The sequence below is a fragment of the Agrobacterium sp. 719_389 genome, from assembly GCF_900188475.1.
GTDB classification, from domain to species: domain Bacteria; phylum Pseudomonadota; class Alphaproteobacteria; order Rhizobiales; family Rhizobiaceae; genus Agrobacterium; species Agrobacterium radiobacter.
This window is the reverse complement of sequence record NZ_FYEM01000004.1, coordinates 329,577-344,421: the sequence shown is the minus strand read 5'-3', so window position 1 is coordinate 344,421 and position 14,845 is coordinate 329,577. Positions and strand designations below refer to the sequence as shown.

The window sequence follows — 14,845 nt, the reverse complement described above, 5'->3', positions numbered from 1 at the left end:
ATCGATAGCGGAAAAGATTAGCTGAAAGGAGAGCCAGATATGGCTACCGTAAAAGTCGATGCCGCCAACTTCCAGTCCGAAGTCCTGGAATCCGCCGAACCAGTCGTGGTGGATTTCTGGGCCGAATGGTGCGGCCCGTGCAAGATGATCGCGCCAAGCCTTGAGGAAATTTCGTCCGAGCTGGCCGGCAAGGTCAAGGTCGCAAAGCTGAACATCGACGAAAACCCGGAACTGGCGGCCCAGTTCGGCGTGCGCTCAATCCCGACCCTTGCCATGTTCAAGGGCGGCGAAGTGGCTGATATCAAGGTTGGCGCTGCTCCCAAGACAGCGCTTTCCGCCTGGATTTCCGGCGCCGCATAAAAATATCAATGGAATGAAAAAAGGCCCGGCAGAGATGCCGGGCTTTTTTATTGGGGAACCGTGCCGTTCAGGGCAAGCGCATTGCCCGCAAGGTAAAGCGAGCCGCCGATCAGGATGCGCGGTGCTGGTCCCTCGGGATCGAAGCGGCGCGACAGCTCCTCCAAGGCATGCGTGAGAGACGATGTTGGCGCTGCCACGAGGCCAGCATCGAAGGCGGCATGGGCAAGTACCACGGGGTCGATCGCCGCATCCGTGCCGCCGATCGGCACGGTGAAGACATATTCGGCAATATCTGCGAAGGCCTTGAAGTAACCTACCGGATCCTTGGTGTTGATCATACCTGCAATGATGAACAGCGGGCGTGCCGTCTTTTCCTCAAAGCCAGCCATGGCCTCGGCGATGACCTCGCCCGCACCGGGGTTATGACCGCCGTCGACCCAGATTTCCGCATCTTTCGGGGCCATTTCAGCAATTTTTCCGGACAGGATACGCTGCAGACGACCTGGCCATTCCACTGTGGTCATGGCCTTTTCGATCATCCGTTCCGTCACCTCGAAACCGGCGGCCTTGACGGCGCGGATCGCGGCGGCGGCATTGGCAAGCTGGTGACGGCCGGGAAGCCGCGGCAGCGGCGCATCGGCCAGACCGAATTCATCCTGATAGACCATGCGGCCGAATTCTTCATGGGCGGAAAAATCCTGCCCGTAGACGGATACCGGGCAACCGAGCCGTTCCGCCGTGGCGACCAGCGTTTCGAGCGCCGCATCATATTCCTGATGACCAATGACGACGTGCGAACCCTTTTTCATGATGCCGGCCTTTTCGGCGGCGATCAGCTCCACTCGGTCACCGAGATAGGCCTGATGATCTAGCGAGATCGGCATGATGACGGAGACGGCTGGGTTGTTGATTACATTGGTTGCATCGAATCGACCGCCTAAGCCAACCTCCACGACGGCGGCATCGGCGGGCTGTTCCGCAAAAAGCACGAACATCGCCGCAGTCAGAATTTCGAAAACCGTTATCATCTGACCAGCATTGGCAGTTTCAATGCGGCGCAGCGCGTTCGCAAAGATCTCGTCTTCAACATAACGACCTTTATCGCCGGCCACGCCGATACGATACCGCTCATGCCAGTTCACGAGGTGCGGCGAGGTATGAACGTGGACGGAAAGTCCTGCCGCCTCCAGCAGGGCGCGGCAGAAGGCCGTGACCGAACCCTTGCCATTGGTGCCGGCCACATGGATCACCGGCGGCATTCTGTTCTGGGGATTGCCGAGTTTTTCAAGAAGACGGGAAATTCTGTCGAGTGAAAGATCAAACCCCTTGGGGTGGAGCTGCATCAGCTCTTCAATGATCTTTTCGGCCTCACCGATCGCGGGCTTCGTCATGTCTTCCGTTCGCCTTTCAGGCGTTTTGCTTGCCATTTGTCCGCCGCACCAAAATGAAATCATGCAACGTATAGCATCATCCCGAAGGCAGTTTATGCCTCCGGGCGACATATTTTTTTCCTCAGGCCGAAGCGGCCAGCGGTACGACAGCGTTTGCGTTATCAGCGGGCGCCTTGGTCATGATCTTGAGCAGATTGGCCAAGGTGTCCGGGATTTCGCGGCGGTCGACGACCATATCCACCATGCCGTGTTCCAGCAGGTATTCCGAGGTCTGGAAGCCTTCCGGCAGCTTTTCACGGATGGTCTGCTCGATGACACGCTTGCCTGCAAAGCAGATTTCGGCGCCCGGTTCGGCAATATGCACGTCACCCAGCATGGCATAGGACGCCGTAACACCGCCCGTCGTCGGGTTCGTCAGAACCACGATGTAGGGCATGCCGGCCTCTTTCAGCATGTTCACTGCAACGGTGGTGCGCGGCAGCTGCATCAGCGAAAGAATGCCTTCCTGCATGCGCGCGCCGCCGGAGGCCGGGAACATGACGAGCGGGCAACGCTCGGAAATCGCACGCTCGAAGGCCTTGACGATGGCTTCGCCGGCAGCAATGCCGAGCGAACCGCCCATGAACTGGAATTCATGCACGACGGCAACGATCTTCAGGCCCTTCAAGTGGCCGACACCTGCAAGGATCGTGTCTTCCTGCTCGGTCTTCGTGCGGCTGTCACGCAAACGGTCGGTGTATTTCTTGGAATCGCGGAATTTCAGAGGGTCCTGCGCCACCTTCGGCTGCGGAAGCGCCTCGTAGACGCCGCCGTCGAAAAGATCGGCAAGGCGCGCCTTGGCCGGCATCTTCATATGGTAACCCGAAGCCGGGATGACCCACTTGTTGTCTTCCAGATCCTTGTGGAAGACCATTTCGCCCGTTTCCGGGCACTTGATCCACAGGTTCTCCGGAACCTCCGGGCGGCGGCCAAGCATGGAATTGATCCGCGGCCGAACGTAATTAGTGATCCAGTTCAACTGTCTACTCCTGACTGGGCCGCGCGCTTATTCCGCAGCGGCAAGGCGCGACGCACGCACGCCCGTTGAAAGTCCTTTTACCAGCGTCGTAACGGCCGGCACGGTATCGGCGGTCGCCTGCCCGTCCCTGGTCAGGCTGCCCGCAATCTGGTTGACAATGGCCGAACCGACCACGACGCCATCTGCCACCGCACCGATCGCTTTTGCATGATCGGCCGTCTTGACACCAAAACCGACACAGACCGGCAGTTCCGTATGCGCCTTGATACGACCGACAGCGCCGGAGATCAACGAGGGATCGGGAAGCGCCGAACCGGTAATGCCGTTCATCGAGACGTAATAAACGAAACCTGAGGTATTTTTAAGGACAGTCGGCAGACGCTTGCCATCCGTAGTCGGCGTCGCCAGACGGATGAAGTTGATGCCGCGCGCAAGCGCCGGTATGCAGAGTTCATCGTCCATTTCCGGCGGAAGATCGACCACGATCAGGCCATCAATGCCAGCCGCCAGCGCGTCTTCCAGAAACTTTTCGACGCCATAGATATAGATCGGATTATAATAGCCCATCATCACGATCGGCGTTGCATCGTCTTGCCTGCGGAACTCGCGGGCGAGATCGAGCGTGGTCTTCAGGGTCTGGCCACCCTTCAGCGCGCGCTGGCCTGCCAGCTGGATCGCCGGACCATCCGCCATTGGGTCAGAAAAAGGTATGCCGAGTTCGATGATGTCAGCACCGGCTTCCGGCAGCGCTTTCATGATGCCGAGCGAGGTCTGGAAATCCGGGTCGCCGCCCATGAAATAGGTAATCAGGGCCGGGCGATTTTCAGCGCGCAGATCGGCGAAGCGCTTGTCCATACGTGCAGTCATGATCTTATACATCCATTCCAAGGAACTTGCTGACGGTGTGGACATCCTTGTCGCCACGGCCGGAAAGGTTCATCAGGATGATTTCATCCTTGCCCATCCTCGGGGCGCGCTTGATGACCTCGGCCAAAGCGTGGCTCGGCTCCAGAGCCGGAATGATGCCTTCAAGGCGGGTGAGCATCTGGAAGGCGTCCAGCGCCTCATGGTCCATGATCGGCACATATTCCACGCGGCCGATATCGTTCAGCCAGGAATGTTCAGGCCCGATGCCGGGATAGTCGAGACCTGCGGAAATGGAATGGCCTTCCTTGATCTGGCCGTCGTCATCCTGCAGCAGATAGGTGCGGTTGCCGTGCAGCACGCCCGGCGAACCGGCGGTGATGGAAGCGCAATGCTCGTCACCCGAAAGACCCTTGCCGCCGGCTTCGACACCGACGATGCGGACATTCTTGTCATCGAGGAAAGGATGGAAGATGCCGATGGCGTTCGATCCACCGCCCACGGCCGCCACGACCAGATCCGGCAGACGGCCTTCCGCCTCCAGCATCTGCGCCTTGGCTTCCTCACCGATGACCGCCTGGAAATCGCGAACCATTTCCGGATAGGGATGCGGGCCAGCCGCGGTGCCGATCAGATAATAGGTATCCTCGACATTGGTGACCCAGTCACGCAGAGCCTCGTTCATGGCGTCCTTGAGCGTGCCATGACCGGCCGTGACCGGCTTCACCTCAGCGCCCAGAAGCTTCATGCGGAAGACGTTTGGGGCCTGACGGGCAACATCCGTCGCGCCCATGTAAACGACGCAGGGCAGGCCGAAGCGCGCGGCAACCGTGGCGGAGGCAACGCCGTGCTGGCCGGCGCCGGTTTCCGCGATGATGCGGGTCTTACCCATGCGCTTGGCAAGCAGAATCTGGCCGAGACAATTGTTGATCTTGTGCGAGCCGGTGTGGTTCAGCTCTTCGCGCTTGAAATAGATCTTCGCGCCACCGAGTTCCGCCGTCAGGCGCTCGGCGAAATAAAGCGGGCTCGGGCGACCGGTATAGTGCGCGCCGAGATGTTTGAGTTCCGCCTGAAACGTGGGATCGGTCTTGGCCTTGTCCCATTCCGCCTGCAAATCCAGAATGAGCGGCATCAGCGTTTCGGCAACGAAGCGACCTCCGTAAATGCCGAAACGGCCGTCCTCATCGGGACCAGCACGAAAAGAATTGGGTGTTGGCGCGTCGTTCACTTCAAGCTCCCTTTGGGCCTTTCGACCAATCATTCACCACGTCAAAAAATGCGTCGATCATGGACAGATCCTTGACGCCCGGCGCACTTTCGACACCGGACGACAAATCTAGTCCGCTTGCCTTGGTTTCCGCCAGAGCCTCGGTGACATTGTCCTTGTTCAACCCTCCGGAAAGCATGTAATCGATACTTCCGTCAAGTGAGCGCAGAATGGTCCAGTCGAACGAGACGCCATTACCGCCCGGCAGGTCGGAGCCCGCCGGCGCCTTGGCATCCAGCAGAAAACGATCGGCTATTCCAATATAAGGGTCGATTTTGGCAAGATCAGCGGCATCGCGAATGGAAATCGCTTTCATGACAGGCAGGCCATAAAGCGCCTTGATGTTCAGCAGCCGTTCCGGGCTTTCACTGCCGTGCATCTGCAGGATATCCGGTCTTACGAGATCAACGATTTCATCGAGATAATCATTATCGGCATCAACGGTGACCGCGACCACCTTGGCGGCGCCACGGGCGGCTTGCGCCAGCCTGCCGGCAATATCGGGCTCGACGTTGCGCGGGCTTTTTTCAAAGAAAATAAAACCGACATGGGACGCACCGCGCCTGACGGCACGGTCCAGCGCTTCCGGTGTCTTCAATCCGCAAATCTTGATATCCGGTTTCATACCCGCGACCTGACATGAAATGCGACAAGAGTCGAGCCAAATCGCATCCATTCCCGATGGAATGTTTCACGTGAATCCAGATGGCGATCCGTGCCGCAGGTTTCAATCGAAATCGATGGCGTGAAGTTTGGAACCGTGGCGTTTCAGCCAGTCCTTGGCCTCATTGGTGTGCGGGCACAGTTTTTCACACAAGGCCCAGAATTTCGGACCGTGGTTCATTTCGCTTAGATGCGCGACCTCATGGGCGGCGAGATAATCAATGACCTGTTCCGGGGCCATGACGATACGCCAGGAAAAGCTCAAATTTCCATCATGGGAACAGGAGCCCCAGCGGCTGCGTGTATCCTTCATGCTGATGGACCGCACCGGCCGGCCGGCAGCGCTGGCATGAACGGCGACAAGCCGTTCGAGATCGGCCTTCGCTTCCTTTTTCAGGAATGTCGCGATGCGTCGTCTCAGATGTTCCGGCGCGCCGCTGACTTTCAGAACGGAGACACCATCGATGTCTTTCGCGATATGTGTCAGCCCTCGCAGGCTGCCGGTATGGTCAATGCGGTGGGATATGCCCCTGATATCGATGGTAGCGCCTGGACGCAAACCGTCATCGGGGCTGAACTTCAAAAGCTTGCCTTCCAGCCAGCCCTGATGCCTCTCGAGAAAATCATCCACCTGGCGGTGATGCAGGCCCATGGGGATCGTCAGTTTCAGCGCCCGACCGCCCGGTTCGATGCGCAAGGTGATGCGCGTGGCCCGCGGATTTTCCCTGACCGTGATCGGCACCTGCCGGCCCGCCACTGCGACGGTGCGCTGGCTCGGAGCAACCTTCTTTGGCGCCGGTGACTTCAGGGATTTTCTGAGGAGCGAAAACATGGACCCTTCATAGCCGATTCGTCCGTCCGTTGGCCACGCAAATGCGCGGCACCACCCGCCATCTTACCCTAGGCAGTCTGATGCTTGCGGATGAAATCCAGCATGCGCGGCACGATTTCCTTGCGGAAACGCGAACCGTTGAAGACGCCATAGTGGCCGACATCAGGCTGCATGTAGTGGGCGCGCTTGTTTTCGGGGAGGTTACTGCAAAGATCATGGGCGGCCTTTGTCTGGCCGACGCCCGAAATATCGTCATTCTCCCCTTCCACAGTGAACAATGCAACATTGCGAATGGCGGCGGGATCGACCGCCCTGCCCCGATGCTGCATCTTTCCTTTCGGGAGCGCATGGTCGATGAAGACCGTTTCCACCGTCTGCAGATAGAACTCCGCCGTCAGATCCATGACAGCAAGATATTCATCGTAAAATTCGCGGTGCTTTTCGGCGGAATCGCCGTCATTCTTGACGAGGTTGAGGTAAAAATCCTTATGCGCCGTCATGTGCTTGTCGACGTTCATCGACATGAAACCGGAGAGTTGCAGAAAGCCGGGATAGACATTGCGGCCGAAGGCGGGCTGCGGCCACGGCACCTGCATGACGACATTGTCGCGGAACCATTCGATTGGCTTCGCCGTGGCGAGACCATTGACGGCTGTGGGATTGATGCGCGTATCGATCGGACCGCCCATCAGCGTCATGGATGCCGGTGCAAATTTATCGCCATCGGCCTCCATAAGCGAAACGGCGGCCAGAACAGGCACGGACGGTTGACAGACGGCGACCACATGCGCCCCCGGACCTATCTCGCGCAGCATCTCGGTGACATAACTGATGTAATCGTCGAGATCGAAGGTCCCATCACTCACCGGCACCATGCGGGCATCGACCCAATCGGTAATGTAAATATCTGCCGAAGGCAGCAAGGCCTCCACGGTGCCGCGCAGCAATGTGGCATAATGGCCGGACATCGGCGCAACCAGCAGCACCTTCGGCTCGGGCCGGCGGGCAGGATCGATTTCTTTTTTGAAATGAACGAGATTGCAGAACGGACGCGACCAGACGGTCTCTGCGGCAACGTCGACGGTCTCGCCATCGACAATAGTCGTGGCAAGGCCGAATTCCGGCTTGACATAACGGCGCGTCAGGCGTTCGAAAACCTCGAAGCCGGCATCGAGGCTTCTTCCGAAAGCCGTGCTGGAAAGCGGGTTCATAGGATTGTTGCAGGCCTGGCGCATCATATCGGCACCGGCACGCAGCGGCGCCATGGCCGCATGGTTCATTTCATAGAGGTGGTAGAACACTGATGACGCCTCCCTCGCGATCACGCTCTTTTTTTCAACCATAGCAGCTTTTCGCAGGTGCACAAAATCGAAGGCGCCGGCGGTTTCCCGCCAGCGCCTCACTTTCCGTTGAACGCTGTGGCGATCAGATGTCGGCGACGAAGGTCTGCTTCTGGGAACCGAGACCCTCGATACCGAGTTCCACGACATCACCAGCCTTCAGGTAACGCGGCGGCTTCAGGCCCATGCCGACGCCGGGAGGGGTGCCGGTGGAAATGACATCGCCGGGATGCAGCGACATGAACTGGCTGAGATAGGAGACAACGTGGGCAACGCCGTACACCATGGTCTTGCTGGAGCCGTTCTGCATGGTCTGGCCGTTCACCTTCAGCCACATGCCGAGGTTCTGCGGGTCAGTAATTTCCTCTTTCGTTACCAGCCAGGGGCCGATGGGGCCAAAGGTGTCGCAGGACTTGCCCTTGGTCCACTGGCCGGCACGCTCCGTCTGGAAGGCGCGTTCGGAAACATCGTGCGAAACGCAATAGCCGGCAACGTAGTCGAGAGCATCGGCTTCCGAGACATATTTGGCGGTCTTGCCGATAACAACGCCGAGCTCGACTTCCCAGTCGGTCTTTTCAGAACCGCGCGGAATAGTGACGTTGTCATTCGGACCGACGATGGCCGAGGTCGCCTTCATGAAAATGACCGGTTCCGGCGGTACGGTGGCACCCGTTTCGGCGGCATGGTCGGAGAAATTGAGGCCGATGCAGATGAATTTTCCGGTTCCCGCAACGCAGGCGCCGATGCGATCTTCATTCAGGACCGGAAGCGTGCTCAGATCGATCGCGGCGATCTTTTTGAGGCCCTCGGGAGAAATGGCGTCGCCGCCGATATCTTTCACATGGGCGGACAGATCGCGGACTTTTCCTTCCGCGTCGAGGATTGCAGGTTTTTCCTGGCCGGGCTGGCCAACACGCATCAATTTCATGGAACTCTCTCCCGGTTGTCAGACAAGGTGATGCATATATGAACGATGCATTCATACTTGTCACCCCTTGACTACGCCAAGTTTCGAAAAATACCTTTTCCCTCCCGGCAATCAAAAGGACATAGCCCGTGACGAACAGCAATTCCCGGCAATCCGAATATCCCGTCGATCCCCTCTTTCTCGATCGCTGGTCTCCGCGCGCCTTCGACGGCGGCGCCATGCCGCATGAGCATCTGCTAACCATTCTGGATGCGGCGCACTGGGCGCCTTCCGCCTCCAACTATCAGCCATGGCGGTTTGTCTATGCGCACAAGGACAGCGAAGACTGGCCGCTTTTCGTGGAACTGCTGGTGGAGGGAAACCAGCGCTGGGCTAAAAACGCCTCTGTGCTGCTCTTCGTCATTTCCCGCGACCATAACATCTCGCGCGACGGTGAGAAAAAACCATCCGCGACCCATTCCTTCGATGCCGGTGCGGCCTGGTTTTCGCTTGCCATGCAGGCGCATCTGCTCGGTTACCACGCTCACGGCATGGCCGGCATCTTGAAAGACCAGATCGTTGAGAGGTTGAATATTCCAGAAGGCTACAAGGTGGAGGCCGGGGTCGCCATCGGCACGTTGACCGACAAGTCCGTTCTTCCTGACGATCTGGCGGAACGGGAAGTACCGAGCAAGCGTCTGCCGCTTTCAGACGTGGCTTTTGAAGGACGCTTCACGGGCAAGACCGACTGATTTCAGCTTGTCCGCACAGAACAAAAGGCCCGGCGGTCAATTTCCGCCGGGCCTTTTGTTAAAGTTTCGTTTCACGTGAATCGTTACGCGAAACGCTCCACAAGGTTAAATGTCGAGGTTTGCAACGCTCAGCGCATTTTCCTGGATAAAGTCGCGGCGCGGCTCCACTTCGTCACCCATCAGGCGGGCAAACAGGCCGTCGGCATCGGTCGCATCGTTGACCTTGACCTGCAGAAGCGAGCGGACGTTGGCATCAAGCGTCGTTTCCCAAAGCTGCTCGGCATTCATTTCGCCGAGGCCCTTGTAACGCTGCATGGAAAGACCCTTGCGGCCGGCGGCGAAAATCGCATCCAGAAGCGCACGGGGGCCTGGCAGTTCCATGGTGCCGTCCTTGCGTTGCAGAACCGGCGGCGTCACGTAGATGTCGCGCGTGCGGGCTGCGAGCTGATCGATATGACGGGCATCGGCCGAACCGATGAGACCCATATCCAGCGTCGAAACTTCCTTGACGCCGCGAACCATACGCTCGAAGCGCAGGCCGCCATCATCCAGCACCGTGCCGGACCAGCCGCGTTCGGTCTCTTCCGCAATCATGTCGAGACGCCGCGCCACTTCGGCAACGGTTTCTTCAGCCCGGGCGGCATTGGCCGAAAGCTCGGGGTTCAGCGCGCCGGCAATGGCGGCCTGTTCCACGATCGAGCGGCTGTAACGCGAATGCAGCCCGTCGATCAGGGAGCGCATGCGCACCGCATCCAGAATGACTTCGCGAAGATCGGCGCCGACACGCACTTCGCCAGAGCCGAGGGTCAGCGATGCTTCCTCGATACCCATGGAGATGAGGTACTCTTCCAGCGCCTTTTCATCCTTGAGGTACTGCACGGATTTGCCACGCGTGACCTTATAAAGCGGCGGCTGGGCGATATAGAGATGGCCGCGCTCGATCAGTTCCGGCATCTGCCGGAAGAAGAAAGTCAAGAGCAGGGTACGGATGTGAGCGCCGTCGACGTCAGCATCCGTCATGATGATGATCTTGTGGTAACGCAGCTTGTCGGCGTTGAATTCGTCCTTGCCGATGGACGTGCCAAGTGCCGTGATCAGCGTGCCGATTTCCTGGCTGGACAGCATCTTGTCGAAACGGGCGCGTTCGACATTGAGGATCTTGCCTCGCAGCGGCAGGATCGCCTGGGTTTCGCGTGAGCGGCCCTGCTTGGCCGAACCGCCAGCGGAGTCACCCTCAACGAGGAAAAGTTCGGATTTCGCCGGATCGCGCTCGGAGCAGTCGGCAAGCTTGCCGGGCAGAGAAGCGATATCGAGCGCACCCTTGCGGCGCGTCAGTTCGCGCGCCTTGCGGGCGGCTTCGCGGGCGACCGCCGCTTCCACCACCTTGCCGACGAGGATTCTCGCGTCGGACGGATGTTCTTCCAGCCAGGTGGAGAGCGCTTCATTGACGAGGCTTTCCACGACCGGGCGCACTTCAGACGAAACGAGCTTGTCTTTCGTCTGCGAGGAAAACTTGGGGTCGGGAACCTTGACAGAAAGAATGGCCGTCAGACCTTCGCGGCAGTCCTCACCCTGCAGGCTTACCTTTTCCTTTTTCAGGATGCCGGAAGTTTCGGCATAGGAGGTGACCTGACGGGTCAACGCCGCGCGGAAACCGGCCATATGGGTGCCGCCGTCGCGCTGGGGAATGTTGTTGGTAAAACAAAGCACATTCTCGTGGTAACTGTCGTTCCACCAGAGCGCGACCTCAACCGTAATGCCGTCCTTTTCGCCCTTGATGGCGACAGGCTTGTCCACCAGCGGCTTCTTGGCGCGGTCGAGATAACGGACGAAGGCTTCGAGGCCGCCATCATACAGAAGCTCTTCCTGCTTGATATCAGAATGGCGCTTGTCGGTGAGCAGGATGCGCACGCCGGAATTCAGGAATGCGAGCTCGCGCAGGCGATGCTCCAGCGTTCCATAATCATAGTCCGTCATGGTGAAGGTTTGCGGGCTCGCGAGGAATGTGACTTCCGTGCCCGAGCGGCCTTCATATTCGCCAATGACGGAAAGCGGCGCATCGGCAACGCCATGGGTGAAGCCGATTTCATGCAGCTTGCCATTGCGGCGGATTCTGAGCTTCAGCCAGACGGAAAGCGCATTGACCACCGACACGCCCACACCATGCAGGCCGCCCGAAACCTTATAGGAGTTCTGGTCGAATTTACCGCCAGCATGCAGCTGGGTCATGATGACTTCGGCGGCAGAAACGCCTTCGGAAGAATGGATGTCGGTCGGAATGCCGCGTCCGTTATCCGTCACCGTCACGGAGCCATCGGCGTTCAGCGTCACCGTCACCAGATCGGCATGACCGGCGAGAGCCTCATCGATGGCGTTGTCGACGACTTCATAGACCATGTGATGCAGGCCGGAACCGTCATCGGTATCGCCGATATACATGCCGGGCCGTTTGCGCACGGCATCAAGGCCCTTGAGAACCTTGATCGAATCGGCTCCATATTCCGCATTCGCGCCGACTTCGCTTGACGATGTTTCGGTCATAAGTACTCTTTCCAAAGTTTTCCTGGCCAGGTTTCCAGTGAGAAGGCCTGAAGCCAGCGAATCACTCAAATCCGACATGCGACTATAGAAATTCTACACCCAATCCCAAAGGCCGCATGCTTCAGGATGCTGAATAAAGCAGGGGATAGAGGGGTTTCAATCGCAAGAACGGCTTTTTTGCAGCAAGGCTGACAGTTCCTCTACCACACTCGGCGGCAGCTTGCGAATATCCCGTGCGAGACGGTTGGCGAAAGCCGTATATTGCGGCGGCAGGCCGACGGTGTCGATCACCACTTTCGGGTCGGACGAGCCGGCCAGAAAGAACAATTCCTCCGCCTCGTCCCAGATGATGTTGAAATATCCGGCGATGCGCTGCAGCAGATCGAAGCTCGGCTTTCCACGCTTGCCATGCTCGAGCGCCGAAAGATAAGCCGGCGACACGCCGATAGCGGCGGCCATTTGTTTCTGCGTCACGCCCTTGCGTTCACGAAGCTGCCGCACTGCCTCCGCAAAGGGCGTCATGACTTTTCACCCCGCCGACGCGCCAGCCGCACATAAAGAGCGCCGTCGCCGCCGTGATTGGCGGATGCATCCTCATAGGATGAAATCAGGTGGCGGTATTCCGGTTTGGAAAACCACATGGGCACCGCCCTTTTCAACGCGCCATCGCTACCAATGGAACGACCCTTGCCCGTTATGACGAGCACATGCCTGAGACCACGTTCATGCGCGCGCAACAGAAAATCAAGCAGCACCGCATGGGCTTCGCTCTGGAACATACCGTGCAGATCGATCCGCCCTTCCAGCGGTAGCCGGCCACGGGTGAGCTTGCGCTTGACCGGTTTTTCCATCGGCTGATGAATTTTCGGCTTTTTGTCCGGAGCCGCTGATGGCGGCTCGGCCGGCTCTGCAAGCATGCGCGGAAAGCTGCTTTTGCCGGTCTGGGAAACCTCGGGTTCAACCAGAGGCTCCTCCATGTCCTCGAAAGCCAGCAAATCTTCCAGTCTGCCGGAGATCGGCCGCGTGGTTTTTGCGACCTTTCCCCACAGAATGCGTTCTTCCTTGCCGAGCTTGCGACTGCTCTTCATCACCGATACCTCTCCGCAGCAACCCGCGGTATCAGTATATAAAAGTCGGCCTCATTGCGCACCGTACCGGCAAGCTCTCCTGCTTCGAAACCGGAGCCGGTGAAGATATCGCCACGGGCCGGGCCGACAATGGCTGAACCCGTATCGAGCGCCAGCATAAGCCGCGCAAAAGGTTTTCCGTCATCGAGATGAGTTAGCGACGGTGAATGGATAAAGAAGGGAAGCCCGAACGTGTGGATGAGCCTGTCCACTGCAAGCGCGCGCCCGGCGACAAGCGGCACCTTTGCGGCGGCGATCGGCCCCATATCCTGATCTACGACATCCGCCTCCCGGAAAAAAATATAGGAGCGGTTATGCCATAGCACTCCATCCACCTTGTCGGGATGGTCAGCGAGCCATTTGCGGATCGTCTGCATTGACACGGTTTTCGGATCAAGTTCTCCGCGATCGAGAAGCAGACGGCCAATCGGGGAAAAAGCATGCCCGGCCTTGGCCGCATAGGTAATGCGCTTTACCGCGCCGTCAGGAAAAACCAGACGTGCCGCCCCCTGCACATGGACGAAAAACAGGTCGACCTTCGATCTCGCCCAGGCAATCTCAAGGCCCCTGCCCTCCAGAAGCCCTTCATCGATCGCCTGGCGGTCGGGATAATAGGAGATACCGTCCTTACCCGCCCTGCCGAAAGCATAGGAAGGATCGAAACCGGCAGGCCGATTGGTATCGTCGATATCCACCAGTTCTGGCGGCCGGCGGTAAATCGGATAACGCCAGATGTCGTCGGGTTCAGATGACACTTCCAGTTCGGGTTCGTAAAAGGCGGTTACGAAACCGCTTTTTCCCGGAGCCGAAGAAATCCTGAAAGGCACGCAATTGGTTTCGAAAAATCGGCGCGCCTGCTCCGGACTGTTTGCTGGGTTTTTCTCCGCACTATCCAGAAGCGAAACCAGTTCCGCTGCCGTGACCCCGAGCGCGCCGGTCCTGTAGGGTTTTGCGTTCCTAAGGTGCGACAGGATTGTCGCCATCGCCGGAAAAAGCTTGCCCGGATCGTCTTGCCGCCATCCGGGCAGGTCGCTGAAAGAAACTTCCTCGATCGAAAAAGGTGCGGTCATTGCTCGGATTCGGTGGCGATCAGCTTCCAGTTCGGATCACGCGAGCGGATATCGCGCGAGAAGGTCCAGATATCATCCACCTCCGCTACCGCATCCGGATCGCCATCCACCAGCTTGCCATCCTTGTCATAGGTCGCCGAAATCAGCTGGCTGATGATCCTCAACGTGATCTGCACTTCGGAATCGCGCACACCGGCCTGGGTAATATCTGCTTTCTCGATGCCCACGAAGGTGGACTTCACCACCTCGCCACGACCTTCACGCTCGGAAATCGCCGCTTCGAAACCATCGAAAACCTCCTTCGACAGAAGGTTCTTGAGCGTCTTGCGATCCCCATCGGCAAAACCCATGACGATCATTTCATAAGCCATGCGAGCGCCGTTCAGGAATTCCTTGGGACCGAAGGACGGGTCCCTGGTCATCACCTCACGCAACGATGCGTTGAGCGGCGTATCGACGGGCGCCAGCGCATCCGCCTCGGCAAAGCGGTTCTCATCATCTGCCTCGGTGCGTTTCGGCAAGGTCACGACCTTGTTATCGTCTGCAACGGGCCCCTTTGCCACATTTCGCGGGCTATAGGGGTCGAATGGCGGCTTCTCATTGCCCGTGCGGCGGCCAAGGACACTGCGCAACTGAAAGAAGATCAGCACCGCTGCAACGAGAAAAAACAATGTGATAAAGTCGCTAAAGCCCATCTTTTACCAAAACCGCCA

Annotated in this window: 15 protein-coding genes; 2 read left to right on the top strand and 13 right to left on the bottom strand. The window is 58.4% G+C overall.

All coding sequences use genetic code 11. The annotated features are described in order from the left end of the window. The first annotated feature begins 39 nt into the window (after positions 1–39). A complete protein-coding gene (gene trxA / locus CFB10_RS10465; RefSeq protein WP_003505361.1) occupies positions 40–360 on the top strand; it encodes a thioredoxin in 321 nt (106 codons plus the stop codon). 47 nt (positions 361–407) lie between these two features. Here the strand turns inward: trxA and CFB10_RS10460 are convergent, their stop codons facing one another. From CFB10_RS10460 to CFB10_RS10425, 8 genes are all read right to left on the bottom strand, one after another. Beyond that, positions 408–1,787, bottom strand: a complete 1,380-nt coding sequence (locus CFB10_RS10460) for a folylpolyglutamate synthase/dihydrofolate synthase family protein (protein ID WP_020010690.1) — start codon at positions 1,785–1,787, stop codon at positions 408–410. Positions 1,788–1,872: 85 nt separating this feature from the next. After that, entirely contained in the window at positions 1,873–2,769 is an 897-nt protein-coding gene (gene accD / locus CFB10_RS10455; protein ID WP_026363719.1) for an acetyl-CoA carboxylase, carboxyltransferase subunit beta, read from the bottom strand. Between the two features lie 27 nt (positions 2,770–2,796). Further along, the gene (gene trpA / locus CFB10_RS10450) at positions 2,797–3,636 is read right to left on the bottom strand and encodes a tryptophan synthase subunit alpha (protein WP_026363720.1); all 840 of its coding nucleotides are present in this window, start codon (positions 3,634–3,636) and stop codon (positions 2,797–2,799) included. A 4-nt stretch (positions 3,637–3,640) separates the two neighbouring features. Next, positions 3,641–4,861, bottom strand: coding sequence for a tryptophan synthase subunit beta (trpB, locus tag CFB10_RS10445; RefSeq protein ID WP_026363721.1), 1,221 nt, complete (start codon positions 4,859–4,861; stop codon positions 3,641–3,643). A 1-nt stretch (position 4,862) separates the two neighbouring features. Further along, the gene (locus tag CFB10_RS10440; protein ID WP_020010694.1) at positions 4,863–5,525 is read right to left on the bottom strand and encodes a phosphoribosylanthranilate isomerase; all 663 of its coding nucleotides are present in this window, start codon (positions 5,523–5,525) and stop codon (positions 4,863–4,865) included. 102 nt (positions 5,526–5,627) lie between these two features. Further along, positions 5,628–6,395: a M48 family metallopeptidase gene (locus CFB10_RS10435; protein WP_020010695.1), complete on the bottom strand. Its 768-nt coding sequence runs from the start codon at positions 6,393–6,395 to the stop codon at positions 5,628–5,630. 68 nt (positions 6,396–6,463) lie between these two features. Next, complete coding sequence (locus CFB10_RS10430; RefSeq protein ID WP_026363722.1) at positions 6,464–7,696, bottom strand: polyhydroxyalkanoate depolymerase; 1,233 nt, start codon at positions 7,694–7,696, stop codon at positions 6,464–6,466. Positions 7,697–7,820: 124 nt separating this feature from the next. Continuing rightward, the gene (locus CFB10_RS10425; protein WP_020010697.1) at positions 7,821–8,663 is read right to left on the bottom strand and encodes a fumarylacetoacetate hydrolase family protein; all 843 of its coding nucleotides are present in this window, start codon (positions 8,661–8,663) and stop codon (positions 7,821–7,823) included. A gap of 128 nt (positions 8,664–8,791) precedes the next feature. Here CFB10_RS10425 and CFB10_RS10420 point away from each other — a divergent pair, with 128 nt between their 5' ends. Beyond that, entirely contained in the window at positions 8,792–9,394 is a 603-nt protein-coding gene (locus tag CFB10_RS10420) for a nitroreductase family protein (protein ID WP_020010698.1), read from the top strand. A gap of 105 nt (positions 9,395–9,499) precedes the next feature. Here CFB10_RS10420 and gyrB read toward each other — a convergent pair whose 3' ends face one another. The 5 genes from gyrB to CFB10_RS10395 all read right to left on the bottom strand — a co-directional run bounded on the left by gyrB (position 9,500) and on the right by CFB10_RS10395 (position 14,827). Beyond that, positions 9,500–11,935: a DNA topoisomerase (ATP-hydrolyzing) subunit B gene (gyrB, locus tag CFB10_RS10415; RefSeq protein ID WP_020010699.1), complete on the bottom strand. Its 2,436-nt coding sequence runs from the start codon at positions 11,933–11,935 to the stop codon at positions 9,500–9,502. A gap of 156 nt (positions 11,936–12,091) precedes the next feature. After that, positions 12,092–12,457, bottom strand: a complete 366-nt coding sequence (locus CFB10_RS10410; protein ID WP_003505345.1) for a helix-turn-helix domain-containing protein — start codon at positions 12,455–12,457, stop codon at positions 12,092–12,094. Next, positions 12,454–13,023 carry a Smr/MutS family protein gene (locus tag CFB10_RS10405; protein ID WP_003505344.1) on the bottom strand — a complete coding sequence of 190 codons (570 nt, stop codon included), beginning with the start codon at positions 13,021–13,023 and terminating at the stop codon, positions 12,454–12,456. Before CFB10_RS10405 ends, CFB10_RS10410 begins: the two co-directional genes overlap by 4 nt. Beyond that, positions 13,023–14,132: a murein transglycosylase A gene (locus CFB10_RS10400; RefSeq protein ID WP_020010700.1), complete on the bottom strand. Its 1,110-nt coding sequence runs from the start codon at positions 14,130–14,132 to the stop codon at positions 13,023–13,025. The genes CFB10_RS10405 and CFB10_RS10400 overlap by 1 nt, the downstream gene beginning before the upstream one ends. After that, a complete protein-coding gene (locus CFB10_RS10395) occupies positions 14,129–14,827 on the bottom strand; it encodes a Tim44/TimA family putative adaptor protein (protein ID WP_020010701.1) in 699 nt (232 codons plus the stop codon). The genes CFB10_RS10400 and CFB10_RS10395 overlap by 4 nt, the downstream gene beginning before the upstream one ends. Positions 14,828–14,845 lie beyond the last annotated feature (18 nt).

Coding starts and splice junctions, on each gene's coding strand:
- gyrB (WP_020010699.1), bottom strand. CDS start 11,935: ATGACCGAAACATCGTCAAGCGAAGTCGGCGCGAATGCGGAATATGGA.
- CFB10_RS10425 (WP_020010697.1), bottom strand. CDS start 8,663: ATGAAATTGATGCGTGTTGGCCAGCCCGGCCAGGAAAAACCTGCAATC.
- trpA (WP_026363720.1), bottom strand. CDS start 3,636: ATGACTGCACGTATGGACAAGCGCTTCGCCGATCTGCGCGCTGAAAAT.
- CFB10_RS10405 (WP_003505344.1), bottom strand. CDS start 13,023: ATGAAGAGCAGTCGCAAGCTCGGCAAGGAAGAACGCATTCTGTGGGGA.
- CFB10_RS10435 (WP_020010695.1), bottom strand. CDS start 6,395: ATGTTTTCGCTCCTCAGAAAATCCCTGAAGTCACCGGCGCCAAAGAAG.
- trxA (WP_003505361.1), top strand. CDS start 40: ATGGCTACCGTAAAAGTCGATGCCGCCAACTTCCAGTCCGAAGTCCTG.
- CFB10_RS10410 (WP_003505345.1), bottom strand. CDS start 12,457: ATGACGCCCTTTGCGGAGGCAGTGCGGCAGCTTCGTGAACGCAAGGGC.
- CFB10_RS10400 (WP_020010700.1), bottom strand. CDS start 14,132: ATGACCGCACCTTTTTCGATCGAGGAAGTTTCTTTCAGCGACCTGCCC.
- CFB10_RS10440 (WP_020010694.1), bottom strand. CDS start 5,525: ATGAAACCGGATATCAAGATTTGCGGATTGAAGACACCGGAAGCGCTG.
- CFB10_RS10460 (WP_020010690.1), bottom strand. CDS start 1,787: ATGGCAAGCAAAACGCCTGAAAGGCGAACGGAAGACATGACGAAGCCC.
- CFB10_RS10395 (WP_020010701.1), bottom strand. CDS start 14,827: ATGGGCTTTAGCGACTTTATCACATTGTTTTTTCTCGTTGCAGCGGTG.